The 22,132-nt window shown below is 39.1% G+C and carries 14 protein-coding genes, 2 pseudogenes and 2 CRISPR repeat arrays; of the genes and pseudogenes, 3 read left to right on the forward strand and 13 right to left on the reverse strand.

Translation table 11 applies throughout. The features are described from left to right. Positions 1-546: 546 nt before the first annotated feature. Positions 547-1,377: direct repeats of the CRISPR family, unit length 36 nt; unit sequence GTTTCCAATCAATTAATTTCCCTAGCGAGTAGGGAG. A gap of 187 nt (positions 1,378-1,564) precedes the next feature. The 11 genes and pseudogenes from cas2 to AC559H_RS13950 form a co-directional block, all read right to left on the reverse strand. Continuing rightward, complete coding sequence (gene cas2 / locus AC559H_RS13900) at positions 1,565-1,846, reverse strand: CRISPR-associated endonuclease Cas2, Ssr7093 family (protein WP_026785656.1); 282 nt, start codon at positions 1,844-1,846, stop codon at positions 1,565-1,567. Beyond that, a complete protein-coding gene (gene cas1, locus AC559H_RS13905) occupies positions 1,846-2,838 on the reverse strand; it encodes a CRISPR-associated endonuclease Cas1, Slr7092 subtype (RefSeq protein ID WP_026796108.1) in 993 nt (330 codons plus the stop codon). Before cas1 ends, cas2 begins: the two co-directional genes overlap by 1 nt. 3 nt (positions 2,839-2,841) lie before the next feature. Next, the gene (gene csx18 / locus AC559H_RS13910) at positions 2,842-3,123 is read right to left on the reverse strand and encodes a CRISPR-associated protein Csx18 (protein ID WP_026796107.1); all 282 of its coding nucleotides are present in this window, start codon (positions 3,121-3,123) and stop codon (positions 2,842-2,844) included. 91 nt (positions 3,124-3,214) lie between these two features. Next, the gene (locus AC559H_RS13915; RefSeq protein ID WP_026796106.1) at positions 3,215-4,477 is read right to left on the reverse strand and encodes a hypothetical protein; all 1,263 of its coding nucleotides are present in this window, start codon (positions 4,475-4,477) and stop codon (positions 3,215-3,217) included. A gap of 97 nt (positions 4,478-4,574) precedes the next feature. Then, positions 4,575-6,203: a hypothetical protein gene (locus tag AC559H_RS13920; RefSeq protein ID WP_026796105.1), complete on the reverse strand. Its 1,629-nt coding sequence runs from the start codon at positions 6,201-6,203 to the stop codon at positions 4,575-4,577. Between the two features lie 4 nt (positions 6,204-6,207). After that, positions 6,208-7,923 carry a hypothetical protein gene (locus AC559H_RS13925; protein ID WP_026796104.1) on the reverse strand — a complete coding sequence of 572 codons (1,716 nt, stop codon included), beginning with the start codon at positions 7,921-7,923 and terminating at the stop codon, positions 6,208-6,210. Further along, positions 7,907-8,329, reverse strand: a complete 423-nt coding sequence (locus AC559H_RS13930; RefSeq protein WP_026796103.1) for a hypothetical protein — start codon at positions 8,327-8,329, stop codon at positions 7,907-7,909. The genes AC559H_RS13925 and AC559H_RS13930 overlap by 17 nt, the downstream gene beginning before the upstream one ends. 2 nt (positions 8,330-8,331) lie before the next feature. Then, on the reverse strand, positions 8,332-9,147 hold the full coding sequence (locus tag AC559H_RS13935; protein ID WP_026796102.1) for an RAMP superfamily CRISPR-associated protein: 816 nt from the start codon (positions 9,145-9,147) through the stop codon (positions 8,332-8,334). After that, on the reverse strand, positions 9,147-10,223 hold the full coding sequence (locus AC559H_RS13940; RefSeq protein ID WP_026796101.1) for a type III-B CRISPR module-associated Cmr3 family protein: 1,077 nt from the start codon (positions 10,221-10,223) through the stop codon (positions 9,147-9,149). Before AC559H_RS13940 ends, AC559H_RS13935 begins: the two co-directional genes overlap by 1 nt. Then, positions 10,202-11,734, reverse strand: a complete 1,533-nt coding sequence (locus AC559H_RS13945) for a Cas10/Cmr2 second palm domain-containing protein (protein WP_237745572.1) — start codon at positions 11,732-11,734, stop codon at positions 10,202-10,204. Before AC559H_RS13945 ends, AC559H_RS13940 begins: the two co-directional genes overlap by 22 nt. A 63-nt stretch (positions 11,735-11,797) precedes the next feature. Then, positions 11,798-11,893, reverse strand: a pseudogene (locus AC559H_RS13950) (type III-B CRISPR-associated protein Cas10/Cmr2); the annotation flags it as partial. A gap of 164 nt (positions 11,894-12,057) precedes the next feature. Between AC559H_RS13950 and AC559H_RS13955 the strand changes: the two are divergent. Continuing rightward, positions 12,058-12,894 (forward strand): IS5 family transposase, encoded by an 837-nt coding sequence (locus AC559H_RS13955; RefSeq protein ID WP_036834550.1) that lies wholly within the window; start codon positions 12,058-12,060, stop codon positions 12,892-12,894. A gap of 669 nt (positions 12,895-13,563) precedes the next feature. After that, positions 13,564-13,964: a CRISPR direct-repeat array (repeat unit 36 nt; unit sequence CTCCCTACTCGCTAGGGAAATTAATTGATTGGAAAC). Between the two features lie 296 nt (positions 13,965-14,260). Here the strand turns inward: AC559H_RS13955 and mrdA are convergent. Next, positions 14,261-16,069, reverse strand: coding sequence for a penicillin-binding protein 2 (mrdA, locus tag AC559H_RS13960; RefSeq protein ID WP_026796099.1), 1,809 nt, complete (start codon positions 16,067-16,069; stop codon positions 14,261-14,263). Between the two features lie 351 nt (positions 16,070-16,420). Between mrdA and cysE the strand changes: the two genes are divergently transcribed. Then, positions 16,421-17,236: a serine O-acetyltransferase gene (gene cysE / locus AC559H_RS13965; RefSeq protein WP_026785646.1), complete on the forward strand. Its 816-nt coding sequence runs from the start codon at positions 16,421-16,423 to the stop codon at positions 17,234-17,236. Here cysE and AC559H_RS13970 read toward each other — a convergent pair. Beyond that, positions 17,216-21,439, reverse strand: coding sequence for a response regulator (locus AC559H_RS13970; protein WP_026796098.1), 4,224 nt, complete (start codon positions 21,437-21,439; stop codon positions 17,216-17,218). The genes cysE and AC559H_RS13970 overlap by 21 nt on opposite strands. Before the next feature lie 295 nt (positions 21,440-21,734). Between AC559H_RS13970 and AC559H_RS13975 the strand changes: the two are divergent. Further along, a pseudogene (locus AC559H_RS13975) lies at positions 21,735-22,132 on the forward strand (transposase); the annotation flags it as partial.

A 22,132-nucleotide genomic window follows, 5' to 3' on the forward strand; every position in this document is an offset into this window, starting at 1 on the left:
GAGATAGATGGAAATATTACAACTGATTTAGGATTGCTATATAAATCATTCTGTTCCTTTTCTGTTACTTTTTCAGCAAGCCCTATTTCTACACCTAACTATATTTAACCACTAAAGCTCTAGTAAAAACTGGGGCTTTTTTTTGTGTGATCGGATTCAATTAATTTTCCTAGCGAGTGGGGAAAGTAAGTTTGTTTGAGTTTTAAAAGGGTGTTTTTGGAGTTTTTCAAAAGTTGAAAAGTTAGAGATTTTGTCGCTACGGAAGTCTCTAATTTTTTCCTATTTGCGGAGTCGAGTGGAGTCGAAGCCTTTTCGATTTCCGCATTAATAAAAGACTTCGACCAATTTTGTCTTAACTACCTATTTGTAGGTAATGACAAAGGAATTTGCCGTAACCCTTCGGCTGGGGGAATGCTTTTACTGCTATGGAGACCTTGTTTCTATGCGGTAGAGCGGCCCCCCAAAGTTATATTACTCGAAATCTACTCTTTTTGTCAACAGTTACCTCTCACATTAATAAAAAACTTCGACTAATTTTGTCTTAGCGTTTCCAATCAATTAATTTCCCTAGCGAGTAGGGAGGATAGGCACACCGACAAGCGTAATCACCAGAACAAGGAGAGTTTCCAATCAATTAATTTCCCTAGCGAGTAGGGCCGTTGAGGTGAAGTCTCTCACTGGAAGTAGTATCAATTTCTAGTTTCCAATCAATTAATTTCCCTAGCGAGTAGGGAGATGAAGAAAGAAGCGTGTTGGCTATCGCCTAAAGAAGTTTCCAATCAATTAATTTCCCTAGCGAGTAGGGAGGCAAGTTAAATTATGAATCTCAATCATGGAGTTTCCAATCAATTAATTTCCCTAGCGAGTAGGGAGAATGTATCTCCCTATTAGTCCAGACTCTTATATACACTGTTTCCAATCAATTAATTTCCCTAGCGAGTAGGGAGAATGCGGAACACTTTATTATCTGTAACAAAGAAGTATTCAGTTTCCAATCAATTAATTTCCCTAGCGAGTAGGGAGTCCGCGTGTCCATAGCTGCGTCTAATATGCCGTTTCCAATCAATTAATTTCCCTAGCGAGTAGGGAGGCGATAGGATGCGTCTGTGAGATTTAGAGATTTTGTGTTTCCAATCAATTAATTTCCCTAGCGAGTAGGGAGCTTAATGCCCACGCAAAACCAGTGGCTTCAAACCCTGTTTCCAATCAATTAATTTCCCTAGCGAGTAGGGAGTATTCCCCTATCCAATCAAGAACAACGAACACCTGAGTTTCCAATCAATTAATTTCCCTAGCGAGTAGGGAGAATATGATTCGCGCTTAGGAATGAGGCCCCCGGCTGTTTCCAATCAATTAATTTCCCTAGCGAGTAGGGAGTCCTCCCATTTTAAACCCAGTTGTCATCGGTTGTCTAGGGGGGGTTTGCGGGGCTCAGAAAAACAGTTGGCTGAAACAAGATTTTACTCCTGAATCAAAACGTCAGAACCCCTATCCAGAGGGATAGCGAAGCTATAAACACCAGAATCGGTATTATAGCGATTTTGCCTAAGCCTCGCCAGCAACCCTAAATAATTATTGAACTCGGATACTCAGTAATCTTTGGCCCCTGACCCCAAGTTTCCACACTTCCCCAGGTATGGCGGGAAAGCGGATAAAACCGCAGATTATCCTCAGCTAGATTTACCTGTTTTTTCAAGCGTTTCTGTAACTCAATATATTTTGATTGAGCCAACACACACTCAAACACCGAATATTGAACCCGCTTCCCATATCCTTCCAATAAATTCGCCACTTTGCGACGACGTTTATCACAGGGAATATCATAGGCAACAATATAGAATAACATCAGCGAATTTCATAAGGTTTGTATCCTTCAATCGGGTTGTAAACAAACTGCTTAAAAGCTTTAACTTGTTGATTCAGAGTATCCCATCGAGGCTGATTTTCTCCGGCGGCAGTGGTTAACTTTTCTTCCATCCTTTGTAGGAAAGCTTTCAAGTATTTAATTCGACCAGAATCATTCAGAAAACAACCGCCATTGTGGTAAGTAAAATCTGTATTTGCATCAATCATATTACGATTAATTAAATACATTACCAAAGAATCCACAATCGGCGCTCTAAATTCCTCAATTAAATCAGAAGCCAAAGCCGCATGACGTTCTGTTCCCTGGTGTAAACAACCAAAATAGGGGTCAATTCCCTGAAGTTCAATTAAACTCAAAAGATGATTCCAAAGAACTTGATAACCAAAGCTCAACATCGCATTCACTGGATTTCCTGGGGGACGACGCGATCGCACTGTAAACACAAACTTAGGATTAGTTAAACATTCCCCAAAAGCCGAAAAGTATTGAGCCGCCGCCGCTCCTTCGAGTCCCATTAATCGATCCCAACTTTCTGCTTGTATTACCTTTTCCATCAAATGATTTAAACTTTGAACAGCTAAATTAATTGTTGGAGAAGATTGACGACGGGCTTGGCGTTGGAGAATGACTCGACTATTTTTTAGTTTAGCTTGGACGATTCTACGAGCAATAATTAAACGGTCTATTTGGGTGAGTTGTTGTTGATACCGAGATAGATGTCGATATCCCCGTTCAACAGGTAAAATTCGGCCATAACAATATCCCATCCGTGATAGATAAGCTATCGGAACATTACGAGATAAACAAGCTCGAATTGCTTGAGTCGTTACTTGAGATTGACCAAAAACTAAAACTTGTTCAAGCAGGGGAATTTGAGCTTCTGCTAACACATCTTTCCCCTTTTTGATTAACAAACTTTCTGCTTTTAAAGTCAGATAACATCCTTGTTGAGAAACATAGAGAGTTAACATAACCTAGCGTTCAATTTCATTAGATAAACGAGAATCTAATTGAGAAGAATATGGTGTATCCTGATGTAAAGGAATTTCCCCCATAGAACGAGCAGGTTGCAGAAAACGAATTACTCCATCGGCAAAAGTAGCGGTAAAGAAACTGGCAATGGTAACTAAAAAAGTATTACTGATTACTGCCATTAATCCCAAAGGTGCAATTAATAAAATAATTAAGGTAATCGCTCCGTTCACAATGGCAATAGCAAAATTCCGAACCACAATCGCACGAGTAGAAATATACATGATCAACCCCTATTTTAATGTTCTAATAGATTCAACAAGCTTCAGATCAGGAATTACGGAAAAATCTGTTAAAATCTAAAATTCCTGTGAATTATTGATTTTCCTTGATTTCGGTTTCCAATAACGAATAAATCATCCGATTTAGATTATCAAAAGGATTGATTTCTGAAACCTTGGTTATATTTGTTAAAATCTGATACAAAATTTTAACAATTTTTTCTGAATCCTCAACATTTGAAACACCATCAAAACTATGTATATATTGATTTCTTTGTTGAGAATATTCATTTAATTCCTTAATTAATGGAACTAAAACTAAATACTTAGCTGAATATTCAATAATACCAATCATCACAAAACGATTAACAAAACCCTTCAATGAATCTGCATCACAATTCTTTTCCAAATATTGATAAAGTTTGCCATTATCAAATTTCTGAATATCTTTCCAAAACTGATAAGTTTGATGACGCTGATGAGGTAAATTAAACCCCAATTCACTCATCAAAAACTTGAGAAAACCCTCTTGAAAACCAGCCACACCTACTAAAAAATTTGAATATTCTTGATTTTTTAACCTAATCAAAGAATTGTAATAAGACTCCTTCAATAAAGTTTTTTCATCTCGGCGTGTCAACGTAGAAATTTGATCAATCAATTGTTTATCTACAGATAAAGTAAACTTTTTAATCTCATTAAAAGCCTGTTTAAAATCAAAAGAAATCCGACAGTGACCATACCTTAAAAGTACCCTAATAATCTCAGTATTTAGATTACTTTCCTTGAGAGTAATCAAAGCACCACTATAATTATAATCGGCAATTTGACTCTTAATGATTTTCAGATCAAACTCATTCTTTAAAACATCAACATTAGTTTGAAAAACCTGATCTTGACCAGCCTGTATTTTGTCAGGATTTCGTATTTGCCAAACACGACTATTACGAGCATAACCAGCAGCTTGTAAGATATTCCAAGCGGATTTCATTACAGGGGTTCCCGAAGAAGAATTAAACTCTAATCTATCTCCTATTGTTAAATAATTATTGGCTTCTAAAATGGCTTTTCTCGCTTCTTGTGCCGCCAACAATAAATTAACAGGATCATCAGATAATGCTGAATCAACTAGAATAATTTTAATCACATTTTCAGATAAATTAAATGATGATTCTAACCATTCCTTTGTATCTTTTGCGCCTTGTTCAGTTGTAGTTGTATATAATAAAAATATGCAACTAATAACATAACTTTTTTCGACAAAATAACGAACCAAAGTGACAATAGAACCTTCTTTTTGAGTATGATCAGAAAAAGGGTCTTGATTACCAACAAAAGAAAGAATAATACTAGCCATAATTTAAGTATTTCAGAAAAATTGATCAAGTAGGGTAAGTAATTCTCACCCTAAAATTAAACAAGTTATCAACTAGAATTAGATGCTCAATAAATTGCTATTCCGGTTGATAAGTATTGAGTACTTCCTTTAGTTCTTGATGAAGTTGTGGCATCAAACTAGCTTCTTCAAGTGATGTAAATTTTTGAGGTTTGGCGATAAAATTTAGATAGGTTAAAAGTCGTTCTTTCCACTTATCTAAATTTTCTACTTCCCAGTCTTTGAAAACTTCAATTTCTGATAAGCCTTGCAATTGATGAAAATTTTTATTGCGATTATCACCAATACCATCTTCTGCTAAAAAACGCTTGTACTCAGCCATTGCTTTATAATCTGGTCTTTGAGTCTCAAACAGCCTATATAAAGTAGTCCCGTAAAGAATTATACCCTTAGATTTTTGTTGTTTTTTTTCGGGATTTTCCAGCTTTTCAGCAAGTTTTTGAAAACTTAATTTTAAGTTACCAAGACTATTATTGTTCTTCGGATTTTCCAGATCAATTTTTGCAGCTTTGAAATAATCTTTGGTGTCATGTAGAATCGAAGGCTGTAAATAAGCACGATCATTATTAATCTCAATGTGTGCCTTGAACTCCTGTTTTCCCCACTCCAGAAAAGCAGCTTCAACCGCCCGAAAACTATGAAAAAATGCCTCAACAGTATTCCCCTGTTTTAATCGAATAGTAGCCAGATAAGCAGCTTCATAAGCAGGTTGCCACCAATTACTAATTAACCATTTTTCTGCATCTTCTGGGGATAATTTTAACTGACTTTTTAAGAACTCTTTAAACTTGGCATAATTCCAGAGCATAGCCATCTCTAAATTTTTGAGAATTTCTTGAGCAACAGGTAAATTTGACTTCCGCAAATCATCTTTAAGTAACTGATAAACACCTGAATAATCAAAATTTTCGAGTAGTGCTAAAGCCTCTTGTTGGCGTATTCTTTTCAGATAAGATGAGCGATCAATAAAACGAGTTAAGTCAGAATCTTGTTCATTACTAATTAAAAATTTGACTCGTTGACCGAATAAAGTCAAACTTTCAAACTGAACTGCTGAAGAAATTGCCGGGGTACTGGCTTGATGACTAACATAAACAATATCCGGTTCTAATTTAATTTTAGCGAATTCATTCTGAACTAAATCTAAAACCCGATCCCAATCATCTAAACCTGGTTTAATAGGTGGAGACAATTGTAAAGGAATCAGTTCAACTCCGGGGAATTGTTGTTGGAAATAATTCTCCAGAATCAATTTTAATTCACAGGTATCTTGCCAATAGGGAGATTTAGGTTGTCGTCTCTGAGTATTGTCTTGAAAAATCTGTGATTGATCCGTTAAAATAAAGGCGATCGCATCGGGAATTTCAATCGGTTTCAACTTTTTAACAAAGTTATTCAGCAACGGAAACGTTAAATAGTTTTCAATTTGTGGTTTAACTTTTTCCGAACTCAATTGATAAACTTTCCCTAAAATTCGAGCCGCGATCCGATAAGATTCTTCAACATCTTGGAAAACAGGTTGAGGCTCAAACGAAACATCATAACATTGATATAGAATATCATCATTATACCAATTACGCCAAACAATATTACTGCGTTGTTTTTCAGTTCTGCCCTTGTCTCGATTGACTTTATCACTATCAAGCTGAACATCACTGCTACCAATTGTCACTATCCATAAAATCATAATTTTAGTTCCCCCAAAGTTGTTTAAATCCTTCTGGATTTCCCTGTAAAAAATTTAGAAAATCATTACATTCTCGTGAATTATCTGGAAAGATGACAATTAGTTCTAAATACTTAGGGGTTTGTCTAACTCTTGCCCTTGTGGGATTTTCAGGATCTTGTGTAAGTCGAATTGCCGGATACATCCGATGCCAAATTCGACTAATTTGCCCGATTTGTCCGGTAACAGAAGATTGGTAAATAGTTTTTTCTGGCTGAAAGTTTTGGATTTTCCGTTGATAAGGTCGATGAAACCAACGTACTGCCACACTATCTTCAAAATCCTCAGCAATACGACCCCAAACCTGCACATTATTGGGATGCCATGACTCTCGCCAATTGTTCGCCCATTGGTTTTCTTGTAAAGGTCTATTTTGAGATTGTATCCACTCTTTAGCAGTATCTCGAACCCCATCTAAAAAGCTAGTCACTTTTTCTAAGTTAGTGACTTTTACATTATTCCGTTGACTATCTTCTCCTAACCATTGCCAGTGACAACCAATTAAAGCTTTGTGGCTATCTTCATAATAGTCTGAGAAAAACTTGCGGTGATCAACCCGTCGCCAAGATTTGCCAAATCCACCAAAAATCATCGCAAACTGCATTAATTTTGCGATTAATTTTTTCAGAATAAGCTTTTGATTCGGGTCAGTTAAAGATTTCGCTAAAAACCAGGTTAATTCGCCTTCAACATTATAAGCAGGTTGAGCAAAATTTCCTGAACCAAAGGATGTTATCTCTAAATTAGACTCCTGAAACTGAAACCCTAATAACCCAACCGTTGCATCTCTTTGTTGAATACCCCCAAACAAATCCTCAACTAATTGTTCTGCGGTTTTACTATCTGTTAAACCTCCAAAAATTCTTAAAGCATGACCTCGCAAAGCAGCGCGGAAAATATTAGGACGAAACTCGCCACTCCCGTCAATTAATTTGGCAGCTTGTCCCTGACCTTTGAGCTTTGCCCGAAATAGAACCGGATGGGAGGTTTTGTTAATTTGTCCGTAGCCTGTAGAGACTTTGGAACCCAGACCCATTGCCAGCGCTCGTTCCCAAATTTCCCAAATTTGTGTCCATTGGTCGGGTAACAACGATTTGGGACTGGAAATGGCAAACCGAAGTTTGGGCTTATAAAGGGAAATTTGAGCATAGGCACTCTCACCTCTGGGTTTTTGATTGGTGTTCTGAGTCATCAACTGCCAACCTTGTTGCGGGTGAACTAAATCGAGTAACCCCTGTGTCCAATCGTTAATGGGGTAAGCACCCTGAAACCGCAATAACCCTGGGGTGATGTCTAACTCATCCCCACAATATTGATTACAAGTTCCTGGGGGGACTTTACCTGCGGCTTCCGCTTGCTGACAAGCTTGGCGAAAAGCCCCCTTCATACTGCTACCCGGATAAAAGGGAATCCCCGAAGCCCCAATTACAGGGCGCAGTATTCCATCATCTTGTCCACCATTGGTGACAAATCGCCAAGAAATTTGATAAGACTTGGTTTGATAGGTTTCTGTTGTAATATCTTCTGCTTTTTCTTCAGAAATAAACTCCGCTTTATCAACCCATTCATCAGTCCAACGTTCCGCGTCCTGATTTTCAAGATATTGTAATTGACTGCGCCCTGGAATTTGAGCCCGAAACATCATCGGTACTTTGTTATAAGCATTAGGAATCAAAGTCATCGGTTAATCTCCCTGTTTTATAACGTTGTGTCCACCAAACAATACAATCACAAAGTTGGGTTAAAACTGCGATCGCAATACGTTGATCTTCCACCGATAAAGCCCAAAGCTTTTCTGACATTGTTTTAATTTGTTGGGTATTAGTGGAATTAACTGCATCATTGGGAATTTTTACCCCAGCTTTTCCCATAATGGTTTCCAAAGCATCCCATGTTTCTTTCCAGAAAATTGATTTGGTTTCCTCTCTACTTTTTAACCGTAAATGTTCCCCCCAAAATCTTTCTAATCCATAAGCAACTGCCATCCGCATTTTATAGGATTGATTTAGGGATTTAGGATCACGTCCCCTTGCTTGGAGAACTAATCTTTGTGCAGCCCGATCCAATTCATAAGTTTCCCAACCCATAATTAATAATCTCCTTGGAGTGAAACCCGACAATGACCAAAACCAATCGATTCTAAACCGCCCAGATATAAATCTGCTGAATTTTCTTCTGCGCCAAAAGGTTTCCAACCTGTTTCTTTTAAAGCAATCGGAAATACTAAAATACTGCCTTCCGGTAATGCTTCTGTATTGAAAAACGCGCCATGTTCCGTATCAACTTTTTTCATTTTATCTAAGAGTTTGACCCGACTTTGGCGATAGAGTGCCATATCATGCAACATGGCAATATCGTTATCATCAACTACAACTAATTTATTCCCATCTAAACTTGTTCCTTTTGGAATCCAATCAGATAAGTTGTGTTCATATTTAATTTTGAGAAACCCTAAGTTAAAAAATAGAATTTTCCCTCCGGTTTCAATTTGGCGACCTGGTAAATCACTCTGGGCTGTATAAGGCGCAGGAGTATCCGCCGTAATTCCGGCAATGCGTTTAAACCGCTTCAATAGGAGAGGACAACTAACCCAAACCACAGGTTGACCTGGACAAAAAACGGGAAACCAAACCAGAGAAGCGTATTCAAACTTGACTAAGGCTTCGGTTGTCCCCCCATCAGGACGACCATCAGATTCATGTCCATACCAACGTTGTTCTTCCCCGGCTTCTCGATCTCGCATATCAGCGCGAAACCGTCCTCGAATCGAACTCCCTGGGATGATTCCCGTCTGGGTGAATTGGTCACGAAAAATGAGATTAAGATTTCCAGTTTCTTCTCCGGCTGTTGCCCCGACATGGAGAGGGGCGAGGGCTTCAACTATTCCGTAGGCTTTGTGATACATTATTCGGGTACTCCTTGAATATCAATCGGTAAACATAAAGCAGATCCCAAGTGTTTGAGAGAAAATCCTTCTTTTGGGAACCATTCATCGGGGAAATCCCACCACGTTAGATTTAGGGGATGTTTGAACACATAAACGCTTCCGGCGGGAACAGCATACCGTCCTCGGCTGAGTCGTCCGCTTTCCGTTTGGGGCTGTTGATTCGTTCTGGAATGACCCAAACGATAACGGTAAGCAACGGCTTTATCGGTGAGCATTTTCATCCCTTGGCGGGGAAATTGGGGGTGATGGGGGTAACGGTAGGAGAGTTTATTTGAGCCCCAAACACCAGGAGTAATTAAAGCAAACGCATGGTTAATATTTTGCCGTAGAAGTAGATTGATTTTATGGTTATCTAAGAGTTTGTGGGTTTCAACTTCTACTAAATGTCCTTCACCACCAAACCGATACCATCCATTGGCTAGTTCATAATTAGATAGATAAACGAGGCAATAGTCTTGATCTAACTGCACGGCATTTTCTAAAAATAATCCATCTTCTTCAACAACGTGCCTCTCGTTGGCCTTCATTTTGGGATGTAACATGGAAACAAAATTCCAAGGAACTTTTGCGATCGCATTTCTGGCTTTGAGTTCATTCGCAGATAAACCCCAATCCTTAATTAACTGCCAACTATAGAAAGGTTTTAACTCTTTCTTTTGACGTTGCCATTGATGTTGACCCAGACACCATTGATCATCATTTGATTCAATAGATTCTGATGAATTTTGTTTCTTGACAAATTGCCATTCATCATTATCTTTCTCTGCCATTACTTTATTCCAAGGAATGGGAACATAGAAATTGTCAGGACTATCTTGTTTTGCCCAAAAGGGGCCAGTAACAATTAAGTTATTTCTGAGGGTTTCGCGATCGCTTTGATTTGCATTAAAAAAGAGTCCAGCGATCGCTCCCGTATCCGGTGGGAATTTAGCCCCTGCTCGCCCCACTAGGTTTTCTGGAGACAGAAATCCTCCCGCACTACCATACATAAACCCCAAGGGGGAAATTTTAATCAAATATTGGAATTGTGACATAATTGCCAACCTACTTGTACCAGATCATTAATCCAATTTACAATTGCTAAATTTGTGTTATCTCCTGCTATTTCATTCCATCTATTTTCCTCGTTAAATGTTTCTCCGATTTGATCGAAGTACAAATTAAATAAAGCTAAAGGGATGTCTTTCTTCACAGAATTTTTAACCGTTTCCTGTAAACGAATCCCATGACGAGCTTTCAATTGCGCCCAGTCATTATAAATGTGAGTCCAGTTAGGATTTTGTTCCCAAGTTTTGCCATCGCGATCGCGATATTTCTTGAGAATATCTAAATCTTTCCAAGGACAAGTCCACTGGACAAATTGACCGCTATTAAAAACTACCCGAATTGTAACGCGATCGCGCCCTAAACTTTTAGAACGTTTTTCCGCTTCTCGACAATGTTGTAAAACATCCCGTTGGGGAACTTGATGACCTGCCCAAACAAAGCCTACACTAAAGGTGAACCGCTTATCATCCTTGCCATCATCCTTAAAACCCAATTTTTCAAGGTCTTTTTGTAAGTCTTGCCAATGTTCCGGTAACGTTAATAACCAATTTAACACTTCCATCGGTTTGATTTTATCAGGGGTTTGATTTTGAGCGGTTTGCTCACTATAAAGCACTCCTAAAAAATCATCACCCCCGGCATAAATAACTCGCCCTTTTCCTTTGGAAAATAAGTCTGTTTTTGCTTCAAAATCTTTACCCCAAGTTCTCATCTGATCGGTGAACTTCTTCATCTGATCTTCAGATTTAGTGGCGAGTAGTTGAAGTTTATCCCCAACTTTATCACCATCACCCATAAACCATCCTGTCCAGTATCCTGCGTTTCGGTTAATTTCCTTAAACTCTGGATCGGAGGATTTTTGTTTGAGTTTTGCCATCCCAATCTGATCAGCAATTTTGTCATAGGTGACTAAACGTTTCACCAGTTCGGGAATACTCAAGCGTTCATTAGGTGCAATATATTTACCACTGGTGTCAGGGTTCTTTTCTTCGTACTCCCTTAACGCCTGCAAAGATAAACTAGATTTTTGAAGTCTATCATCTGGATTATCTAATAACCAAGATAAGCGCCGATAAAATAGTTCGAGTTGGTCTTTTTGGTCTGGGGTTAGTGCTTGTCCGGGTTGATTAGATTCCTTTCCTAATTGATGCCATGCGATCGCATCGGTTCCAGTTAAACTAGAACTTTCACCAATCCAATTAATCCCAGTCCAATCGCGTTTTAATTTGCGAGTTTCCAAGTTTTCCATTGCATCTGGGATTGATATACCATATCCCCAAAATATTTCCCAGGTATGGCTTCCCCAGCGTTCCCATTCTCCCTTATGTTTTCCTTTTTGGTCTTCGGGTTGTGACCAATAATATTGGTCTTTGGGAATGCCTAAGTTGTCTTCTATCCAATCTCGGCAAATTGTTAAAATTCGTTGCCATTCTTTTAAAAGGATATTCTGCACATCATTACGTTCAAATTTCCCTTTAATTAAAATGCGGTTAGGCATTCCCTTTTGAACATTCGGTAGTCCAGGGGAAATAACATCTAATCCTAAGCACAATGCCTCTTGGACTATTCGGGAACTTAAGTAAGATAAAATCAGCGAAGCTCCATATAAATCCCTCAGTTTCCGAGATTTTTCGATAAAGCCCTGTACAGGTGCAAAACTTACGGCTGTATATTAGAACTCTTGCAAAATAATTTTATGGTATTATGGTAAGTTTTGCTCAATTTCATAAAATCCTAGAGACTAACCATTCTTCACAAATTTTTGCTAAAAACTCCATAAAATGGTAAAAATTGAAAGTGAATTTAGACAATAACTCTGCGATGAACACTCAATTTTATCTAAATTTGAAACCTCATGAATTTAAACGGAGATTTGGTGTCAAGATTCAAACCTTTCAAGAAATGGTTAATGCCATAGAGCAGTTCAGGTTAGAACATCCTAAAGATAGGAGAGGACGTCACACCCACCTGACTCTCCAAGAGCAAGTTTTAGTAGCCTTGGAGTATTGGCGAGAATACAGAACATATTTTCATATTGGGACAAATTGGGGAGTATCAGAATCAACTATTTGCCGAATTGTTGCTAATATTGAATCAACTTTAATCAAAACAGAAAAGTTTCGTATTCCGGGAAAAAAAGCATTAATTCAAGATTCTGGCTACCCCGAAATCGTAGTGATGGATGTCACAGAAACGGCTATTGAAAGACCGAAAAAAAAACAGAAAAAATATTACTCAGGAAAGAAAAAACATCACACACTCAAAATTCAGTTAGTAATTAATCAAGAAACTAAACAGATTATTTGTACAGATTTTGGAGAAGGACATTGCCACGATTTTAGCTTATTCAAAAAAAGCAAAATTCATTTTCACCCCCAAACTGATAGTTTACAAGATAGTGGCTATCAAGGGATTAAGGATTATCACTTGAATAGCTATGTACCCAAAAAGAAACCCAAAAATGGCAATCTTTCGGTCTTAGAAAAAGACTATAATCAAGCTTTGGCTCATCAACGAATTGTGATTGAACACGTTAATCGGAGCCTCAAAATTTTCAGGATCTTATCGAGTCGTTATCGAAATCGTCGTCGCCGTTATGGTCTTCGTTGTAATTTGTTGTCGGCCATTTATAATTATGAGTTGACACTCTTAGTCTGAAAGTGAAAATTTGTTATTATAGCATAGATTTTTTTTGCAAGAGGTCTATTCTTCAGTCATAGACTTAATTTCATGGCTGGTTTTATTTGCCTTATTCTCATGAGTTGCCTCATTCTCATGAGCAAATTAAACTAAATATCTAAGAATGCTTGCAGGGGTAGCTATGCAGAACAGTTCTTCTAAAATAAAAGCTAATAACTATAATAATCACTAGACTTAACAGGATTTGGCAGGTTTGTTAAATCTATATGTTGACTACTCTTTCAACTATTTGTTGACTTTACTAACTTCTAATTGCGATATCATATCTTGTATTTCATTATTTTATAATTTAAGTCACAAAACTCAATAATCCTTAAAAAATCTACACTTTTAAGCCAATATTGGCTAAATACTTCTTACAATGAACTAGCGTTGAGCGATTGATGTTGCTAATTGCCTCGTTAGTTCAATCTAGGGAACACCTCCCTATTAGATGCTATAGGTTTTTGCGAGGCTCAGGCAAAATGGCTGTAATGCCGATTCTGTTGTCGGGAGCCTCGCTATCCCTCTGGGTATGGGTTCTAGGGTTCTGATTTAGGAGTAAAATGTTGTTTCAGCCGATGAAATTTCTGAGCCTCGCAAACCTTATCTGGACAACCGATGGCGTCTGGGTTTAAAATGGGAGGACTCCCTACTCGCTAGGGAAATTAATTGATTGGAAACACCTTCTAAGGTTAGGATTTGTTGCAGTTCGGCTTCACTCCCTACTCGCTAGGGAAATTAATTGATTGGAAACTGAACACTAAAAATTGGGGTCGGCGCGAGGGATGTCTCCCTACTCGCTAGGGAAATTAATTGATTGGAAACGTAACTGTGAGTTTAAGTTACTGATTTGATATTCTTCTCCCTACTCGCTAGGGAAATTAATTGATTGGAAACTAAAGGAAGTAGACCGTCTTGTTGAGCGGATATATCAGCTCCCTACTCGCTAGGGAAATTAATTGATTGGAAACAATCAATCTGGGATAAGGTAAACACTTGATTAGTTTGAACTCCCTACTCGCTAGGGAAATTAATTGATTCCGATCGCACTAAAAAAAAAGCCCAGTTTTACTGGGGCTTTAGTGGTTATAGCAGTCGCCAGACCTATTAGGACAAAGAGTGATGCAGCAAAGCTAGACGGTGAAGTCTTTTCCTCGGGTGTTCCCTCCCCCCTAGCCCCCCGTGCACGGGGGGTTGGGGGGGCTGTTCCCTGCTATAAATATGGTTAGGTGTAGAAATAGGGCTTGCTGAAAAAAGATGAAAAGCCGAGAGAGTCGGGAGGAGGAGAGGGCAGAAAGGGATAATGGTGCAAGGAATTAGTGACAAAAAGTGAATTCAGATTTTATTGACCTTTGCCTCCAGATTTGCTTTTAGAAAAATAAGTTTGAAACATTGCCTTAGCAATAGGAGCGGCGGATTTAGCTCCATAACCCCCATTTTCCACCACGACCGCGATCGCAATTTCAGGATTTTCGGCTGGGCCAAAAGCCACATATAGGGAGTGATCGGTTTGTCCCGATACCTCCGAGGTTCCGGTTTTCCCCCCCGTCAGAGGAATTGAACCATCATTCATCCCTTGACCCGTCCCGTACTGAACCACAGAAATGAGTCCATCTTTAATTACCTGAATTGCTTCGGGTTTCAGTCCCGTAGGTTCGGGTTTGGCGGCCGGGGTCTTGGTCAAATCCGCTAAAAGATGGGGTTTAACCCGATATCCACCATTAGCGATCGCGGCTACCATCACCGCCAACTCCAATGGAGTTGCTAATACAGTCCCTTGACCAATCGACATGGTGACCGTATCCCCTAAATACCAAGGTTCCCCATAGGTTTTTTCCTTATCCTCTGGGGTGGGGATAAATCCCTCTGAGCCTTCGGGCAACCCTAAAAGTTTTAAACTGTTGTTCTCAATCCCTAAACGTTTCCCCCACTCGGCGATCGCTTCCGGGCCTACAGCCATCCCCAATTGATAATAAAACGTATTACTACTAAAGGCGAGGGCATCTCTAAAACCAATCACCCCGTAACCCCCACTATGTTCGTTAAAGGTAATTCCCCCCACCGTAATCGAAGGGTATGTACCAATCACTGAGTCTGGACTAAATTTACCCGAACCCATAGCCGCGGCTGAGGAGACAATTTTGAAGGTACTCCCCGGTGGATATCCTTGCAAAGCGCGATTTAAAAACGGATCATCTCCATTTTGGAGTTCTTCCCATTGTTTTTGGCTAATGGGTTTAGTAAAAATATTGGGATCAAATCGGGGACTACTGGCCATAGCCAGAATTTCTCCGGTTTTGGCATTTAAGGCCACCGCTGCCCCCCGACGATCTCCCAGGGCGGCTTCGGCGGTTTTTTGTAAATCTAAATCGAGGGTTAATCTCACATTTTCTCCCCCTTTAGATTCGTTATCGCCCAATTCCCGTAATTCTTGGTTCATGCTATTGACTTCAATCAAGCGGGAACCCCAAACCCCTGAGAGTTTCTGATTGGCTTGGGCTTCAATCCCTAACTGTCCCACAACCATCCCCATCGGCCATTGCGGGTGTTTTTTCAAATCCTCGGCGGTGGCTTCACCAATATAACCAAGGATCTGTGAAGCTAAGTTTCCTTCGGGGTAATAACGGTTAGATTCGCTTCTGACTTCCACGCCGGGTAAGGATTTTTCTCCTAACCAAATAAAGGCTTGGGGGGTCAAAAACTGACTAATTCTGACGGAGGCTCCAGATTGATATCCAACTTTTTCAATCGAGGCTAAAATTCGTTCAGGAGTTATATTAATGATTGGACTGAGGATTTTGGCAATTTTTTCCCATTCCTGGGGGGTATGTTCATTCGGCCAAACATATAAAGCCTGGGTGAGACGATTGGCGGCTAATTGTTTATCATTGCGGTCTAAAATATAACCCCGATTTGAGGGAATCGGAATCATGCGAATCCGGTTTTGATCGGCTCGATCTCGGTTCTTCTGACCATCTACCACTTGCAGTTGCACTAACCGAAAAGAATGCACACCCATGGCTAGAGTTGTGAGTAACATTAAAAAAACCGCACGATAGAGGGGACGAATTTCTCGTTTTTGATTGGCTCGCCAGGAAATTTCTGTTTGACGATCATCCCGATTCCGACCCCAAGAATAATTAGTTTCCATAATTCTCCAAATTTTAAAATAGATTGTTATTGTGGGTTGACTTTAACCCTAGTTTAATCTTCCAAGCACCAAGAGAGTAGGACTAATAGTACGACTAAACTGATCGAATTGGGTAAGTGTAGTCCTGTAATCACATCAATGATAGAGAAAATTCCTTCCTCCATGACCAGAACTGCCAAAAACATAATTAAAAAAGTGAATATTAACAGCATATTAATTAGGAAAACTTATCTTGCAAGGGTCAATTCGGAAATCCGAACCTGAAAAGAATACATTGTACATCCGATCAAAATACCGTCATCCCCTAAAATGGGAGTAGTAGTCTGTATAACAATAACGGGTTATTAATCAATGCTCAAGACCCTTCAACATGACTTCAGCATTATCTTTGAACGTGATCCTGCTGCTCGCAACTGGTTAGAAGTTATCTTCTGCTATCCCGGTCTTCAGGCTTTATTATTCCACCGCCTAGCACACGGGTTATATGGTTTTGGGCTTCCCTTTATCCCCCGTCTAATTTCCCATCTGGCTCGGTTTCTGACGGGAATCGAAATTCATCCTGGGGCTGTGATTGGTAAGGGCGTATTCATCGATCATGGTATGGGAGTTGTGATTGGTGAGACGGCTATTTTAGGGGATTTTTGCCTGATTTATCAAGGCGTCACCCTGGGAGGCACAGGAAAAGAAAGCGGTAAACGCCATCCCACCCTGGGGGAAAATGTGGTGGTCGGCGCCGGAGCCAAGGTTTTAGGTAATATTCAATTGGGGGAGAATGTTCGGATTGGGGCCGGATCGGTGGTTCTGCGGGATGTTCCTGCTAATTGTACCGTGGTCGGGATTCCGGGTAGGATTGTCTATCGCTCTGGGGTGCGGATTGATCCCCTCGAACATGGCAGTCTCCCTGACTCGGAGGCGCAGGTGATTCGGATGTTAGTAGATCGGATTGAACTATTGGAACAACAAGTACAGTCCCTACAACAGCAATCCTCTGTGGCTCAAAATCAACTCGAAGCGGCTCTGAAATTAGAATACTGTCCCAACCCCGATAGGTTATCGGTTCAGGAACAAACCACCCATTATGGTCAGGAATACTCGGTTTCGACGGCTACCCATTGTCGGATAAAAGATAGAACTATTCAACAATTTTTAGATGGTGCTGGGATTTAATTCTTGTTGTAGTGCGGTTTTAACTTGCTCAAATTCAGTTTGAATTTGGGCATATATTTTTTCGGCTTCAGATTGAGATAGGGGATTTTGAGTTTGATTACATTGACGGGCTAGGATTTCTAATTTTTGACAGTATTCCGATAATCCAAAAGCACCGAGGGTTCCACTAATAGATTTTAAAGAATGGGCCGCAGGTTGTAAAGTCTCAGCGTCTATTTTGTCGATGGCTTTGGCAATATTTTCTAACAGTTCGGGGGCGGTATCAAAGTAAATTTCAATTACTTCTTCTAGGGCTTCTACCTCTCGTAATCCTTGTAAAACTTTAGCATCTAAAATCAGTGGATTTAAAGTTGAATTTGAGGGGTTATAGGGGGTAAATTCAGTATCTAAATTTGGGGTTGGGTTGACTAGGGGCTGACATTTACTTAAAACATTGATCAATTGTTCTATGCGAATTGGTTTACTAATATAGTCATCCATACCCGCACTAATACATTCATTGCGATCGCTTTCCATTGCATTGGCGGTTACTGCTATAATTCTCGGTCGCATCGGTTGAGATTTCTCGGAATTGCCATATAGTTTTTGAATCTGACGGGACGCTTCTAACCCATCCATTTCTGGCATTTGCATATCCATTAAAATCACATCATAGGGTTGACGACGCAAGGCTTCTAAGACTTCAAAACCATTCCCGGCCACATCTGCCCGATATCCCATTCGTTGTAAAATTTGTAATGCTACTTTTTGATTAACTAGATGATCTTCTGCTAATAGAATTCTCAGGGGTAATTTTTCAGCTAGTAAAGGAATATCCTGGGATGATCGCAATGTTCCGCGATTTCGACTGTGTAAATAGGTTTGACTCTGGACATGAACTTCTAAAGGTTCCTTTCCTAAAATATTAATTAAAACGTTATAAAGCTGGGATTGTTTAATTGGTTTATTTAAACAAGCTGCGATCTCCATAGATTTAGATTTACTTAATTTTTCTCCTCCCACAGATGTTAATAAAATTAAGGGTAACTTTTTATGGGAAGGTAATTGACGAATTTGTTTGGCTAAAGTTAACCCGTCCATCAATGCCATTTTCATTTCAATAATTGCAATATCAAATTGTTTATGCTGCAACCATTCCAGTGCCTTAACCCCATTTCTAACTGTTCGGCTGGACATTCCCCAGGCTTGAGTTTGTAGCTTTAACATTTGTCTACTGCTGGCATTATCATCGACAATTAATAACCGTTTTCCAGCTAATTTATTCAGGGTTGACCATTCAGGAGATAAATTAGAACAGGACTCAGTAATAACGGTAAAATAAAAGGTTGAACCCTGACGATTTTGTTTAATTTTTTCGGTTTTATGCTCATCTTCATCTAACAGACAAAAGGAATCTAATGATTGTTCAAGTTTGAAATTTACCGGGGGATCTCCCGCAGTCGCCCCTTGACTTTCTACCCACATCTTGCCTCCCATGAGTTCCGCCAATCGTTTACTAATCGCTAATCCTAAACCTGTGCCACCATATTGACGATTAATTGAAGAATCTACCTGACTAAAAGATTGAAAAAGTCGATCCATTCTATTAGCGGGAATCCCTATTCCCGTATCTTGAACAGCAAATTTAATTTCATATAAAGAACAGGATATTGAAGAATTTATAGAACTTTCTTTCTCGGGTTGTTTTTCCCTAATTTTACTAGAATAAATATTAGAATCATTGAGTTTTTCGGCTGTAACGGATACAACGACTTCTCCATTGTCTGTAAACTTCACCGCATTACTTAAAAGATTAACTAAAACTTGACGTAATCTCGCCATATCCCCAATAATTTGGGTAGGTATACAAGGATCAATTAAATATGCTAAATCCAGGTTTTTACTGGCTGCTTTAGTGATCAATAAATCTAAGGATTCTTCAATACAAGTTCTTAAATAAAAGGGATGATTTTCTAAATCTAGTTTTCCCGATTCAATTTTAGAAAAATCTAAAATATCATTAATTAAAGAGAGTAAAGCATCACTACTACTGCGAATGGTTTCCACAAAATCTTGCTGCATGGGAGTTAGGGCAGTATCTAATAATAATCCTGTCATCCCAATCACCGCATTCATCGGAGTCCGAATTTCATGACTCATAGTAGCTAAAAATTCACTTTTTGCCCGGGTTGCTGCTAAGGCTTGATCCCTTGCCTTGGCTAAAGCACTAGCGGTTTCTTGACGTTCAATTTCACTGCCAATCCATTGTGCCATTAATTTTAATAAATCTCGATCTACGGCTTGAAACGGCTCTGATAAGGCTTGAGAACTCCAAAAACAGAGGGTTCCATAAACCTCTGCATCTACAATTACTGGAGTCCCCATATAGGCTGCAATGGGGAAAATATTATGGGCGGGACAAAAGGGCAAACCAGAAAATTTTATTGATTCAAAATAAAGGGGTTGTTTGGCGTTAATTGTGACTTGACAAAAGGTATCTTCTAGTTTATAAATTTGTCCGGTTTGAATAGATTGATCGGGGGCAATTACGGCTCTTATTTTATAAGAATAACTATCTTCTTGACCATCTTCTTTTGAGATAATATCATTGATTTTAACCTCGGATAAAATGCCATATTCTAACCCAAATTTAGTACAGCCCAATTCTAAAATTGCTTGTAGTCGAGTTTCAAAGGTGAAGTCCTGAGAAGAAGTAATTTGATATAGGGTTCTAATGGAAGATTCACTATCTTGTAGTTGTTGTTCCCGTTGTTTCCGTTCGGTAATATCTCGGGATACCCCAATAATTTCATACACACTTCCGGTGGTGGCATCTCGAATGGAACTACTGGTGGTTTCAAACCAAATATAATCGCCGTTTTTGTGACAAATTCTATATTCAATTGTGTAGATAACATTTTGTTGTAAAATGATTTTATAGGCTTTAATAATTACATCTAAATCATCGGGATAGATAAAACGGGGTAACTGATTTCCGATTAATTCTTCCGGTTCATATCCTAATAAACTACGACAGGCCGGAGACGCATATAAAAATACTCCTTCGGGAGAATGACGGGTAATCATATCCGTTGAATTTTCCGCCATTAATCTATAGCGTTGCTCACTTTCTTGACCTTGAACTTGGGCATCTGCTAGGGCTTGCAACATTCCATTAATTGCTTCGGCTAAACTTGATAATTCATCCTTACCCGTCGCCTCAATTCTCAAACTCAAATTTCCCGTTTCCCGAATTTCATTCACAGAATTATTCAGATGGGTGAGTCGAGAAAGCACTAATTTTTCTAACAATAATAGGGTGATGCCTCCAAAAATCAACCCAACCACTAATAAAAATAAGGTGAAATAGGCTAAGGTTGTCTGACCTTGTTTATAAATAGGACGGCGAACTTGAACTTGTAAAGATAATTTGGGTTTCCCATAAATATCTGCTATAGTGGCGGATGCGATCGCTGTTTCTATACTCAAAGATTGCAACTGAATAGCTTTAGGATCAATAATTGTTTCAGTATAGGGTTGAAGTTGCGGAGACAATAGAATCGGACTACTAGCCATTTCTTCAACAATAGGATTCAAACTCAAAGACTGTTGGCTAATTTCCTGTAATCTTTGAATTTCTGAGGGGTCAAGATAACGTCCTAAAATCAAGACTCCTCGACTGGGCCCCGATGCGGAACTGGTCAAAATTGGCCGTGAAACAATCAGTAATGGATTTTCTGGTAAAACAATAATTCCTTGACGGGAAACGGGAGTTAAATCGGGTTGTTTGAGACTGGCTAAAAGGGGACTATTTAAGGCAAGATGGGTGGAAAGACTTGGGGGAATCGGTGTTTCCTGATGGCGTTGGGAATCAAATCCTTTACTAAAAACAATTTTACCTTGAGAATTAATCAGAATTAATAAATTGAGTCGGAGGTCGGCAAAGGTAGTATCAACTAAATTAGAAGTAATATATTGATAGTTGTGAACATCAATAAAGCTATAGGTATCATCCCATTTGGCTTGATCCTGAGCAATTAAGTCTAAACTATCTAAATCATCATTAATCGCATTTAAAGCCTGAATAATATCTTGACGGACATACTGACTTTCCAATTGACTAAAATCATGCACTAACAGTAAGGAGGCACTAATATACATTGCCACGATTAACCCAATCAGGGCTGCACCAATAATCATCAGTGTTTTTTTTCGCAATTTCATGGCGTGTGACCTTAAACGTGCTATTTGGTAGGAAACGAGGTTGTATTTACACCCACTTTCTCAAAACTATGATCCTGTACAACCGCAGAGTTCCTCAATCGGCAGTTACAATCCTTGCAACTGCTAAATGGGAATCCCACTTCCATCAATTCTATCTTTATAAGAAAAGTCTGGGAGATTGAAAACTCAGTGGCTTTAGACCACCAGATGAAAAGCGACCCAGGGGAATTTATTCCCCGTGAATATTCTCATGATTTATGTTAACATAGTATTAGGTCGAAAACAGGAAATTTTTATGATAGTTCTGGAATACAAGTGTAAAGGCAAACCCAATCAATATAAAGCGATTGATGAAGCAATTCGCACCACCCAATTCATTCGCAATAAAGCGATTCGGTATTGGATGGATAATTCAAGAGAATTAAAAATTGATAGATTTGCACTCAACAAATATTCCACAACTCTCAGGAATCAATTCCCCTTTGTTGCCAACCTAAATTCAATGGCAGTCCAATCCGCCGCCGAGCGAGGATGGACTGCCATTAGTCGTTTTTACGACAATTGTAAGAAAAAGATTTCCGGTAAAAAAGGATATCCCAAATTCCAAAAAGATTGTCGTTCCGTTGAATATAAAACATCGGGATGGAAACTACACCCAACCAAAAGACAAATTACCTTAACCGATAAAAACGG

The organism is Planktothrix prolifica NIVA-CYA 540 (genome assembly GCF_963864145.1).
In the GTDB taxonomy this organism is placed as follows: Bacteria; Cyanobacteriota; Cyanobacteriia; order Cyanobacteriales; family Microcoleaceae; genus Planktothrix; species Planktothrix agardhii.

What these genes read in the sequence shown, in the direction of transcription:
- cas2 (WP_026785656.1), bottom strand. Translation starts at nt 1,846, where the DNA reads ATGTTATTCTATATTGTTGCCTATGATATTCCCTGTGATAAACGTCGT.
- cas1 (WP_026796108.1), bottom strand. Translation starts at nt 2,838, where the DNA reads ATGTTAACTCTCTATGTTTCTCAACAAGGATGTTATCTGACTTTAAAA.
- csx18 (WP_026796107.1), bottom strand. Translation starts at nt 3,123, where the DNA reads ATGTATATTTCTACTCGTGCGATTGTGGTTCGGAATTTTGCTATTGCC.
- AC559H_RS13915 (WP_026796106.1), bottom strand. Translation starts at nt 4,477, where the DNA reads ATGGCTAGTATTATTCTTTCTTTTGTTGGTAATCAAGACCCTTTTTCT.
- AC559H_RS13920 (WP_026796105.1), bottom strand. Translation starts at nt 6,203, where the DNA reads ATGATTTTATGGATAGTGACAATTGGTAGCAGTGATGTTCAGCTTGAT.
- AC559H_RS13925 (WP_026796104.1), bottom strand. Translation starts at nt 7,923, where the DNA reads ATGACTTTGATTCCTAATGCTTATAACAAAGTACCGATGATGTTTCGG.
- AC559H_RS13930 (WP_026796103.1), bottom strand. Translation starts at nt 8,329, where the DNA reads ATGGGTTGGGAAACTTATGAATTGGATCGGGCTGCACAAAGATTAGTT.
- AC559H_RS13935 (WP_026796102.1), bottom strand. Translation starts at nt 9,147, where the DNA reads ATGTATCACAAAGCCTACGGAATAGTTGAAGCCCTCGCCCCTCTCCAT.
- AC559H_RS13940 (WP_026796101.1), bottom strand. Translation starts at nt 10,223, where the DNA reads ATGTCACAATTCCAATATTTGATTAAAATTTCCCCCTTGGGGTTTATG.
- AC559H_RS13945 (WP_237745572.1), bottom strand. Translation starts at nt 11,734, where the DNA reads ATGCCTAACCGCATTTTAATTAAAGGGAAATTTGAACGTAATGATGTG.
- AC559H_RS13955 (WP_036834550.1), top strand. Translation starts at nt 12,058, where the DNA reads ATGAACACTCAATTTTATCTAAATTTGAAACCTCATGAATTTAAACGG.
- mrdA (WP_026796099.1), bottom strand. Translation starts at nt 16,069, where the DNA reads ATGGAAACTAATTATTCTTGGGGTCGGAATCGGGATGATCGTCAAACA.
- cysE (WP_026785646.1), top strand. Translation starts at nt 16,421, where the DNA reads ATGCTCAAGACCCTTCAACATGACTTCAGCATTATCTTTGAACGTGAT.
- AC559H_RS13970 (WP_026796098.1), bottom strand. Translation starts at nt 21,439, where the DNA reads ATGAAATTGCGAAAAAAAACACTGATGATTATTGGTGCAGCCCTGATT.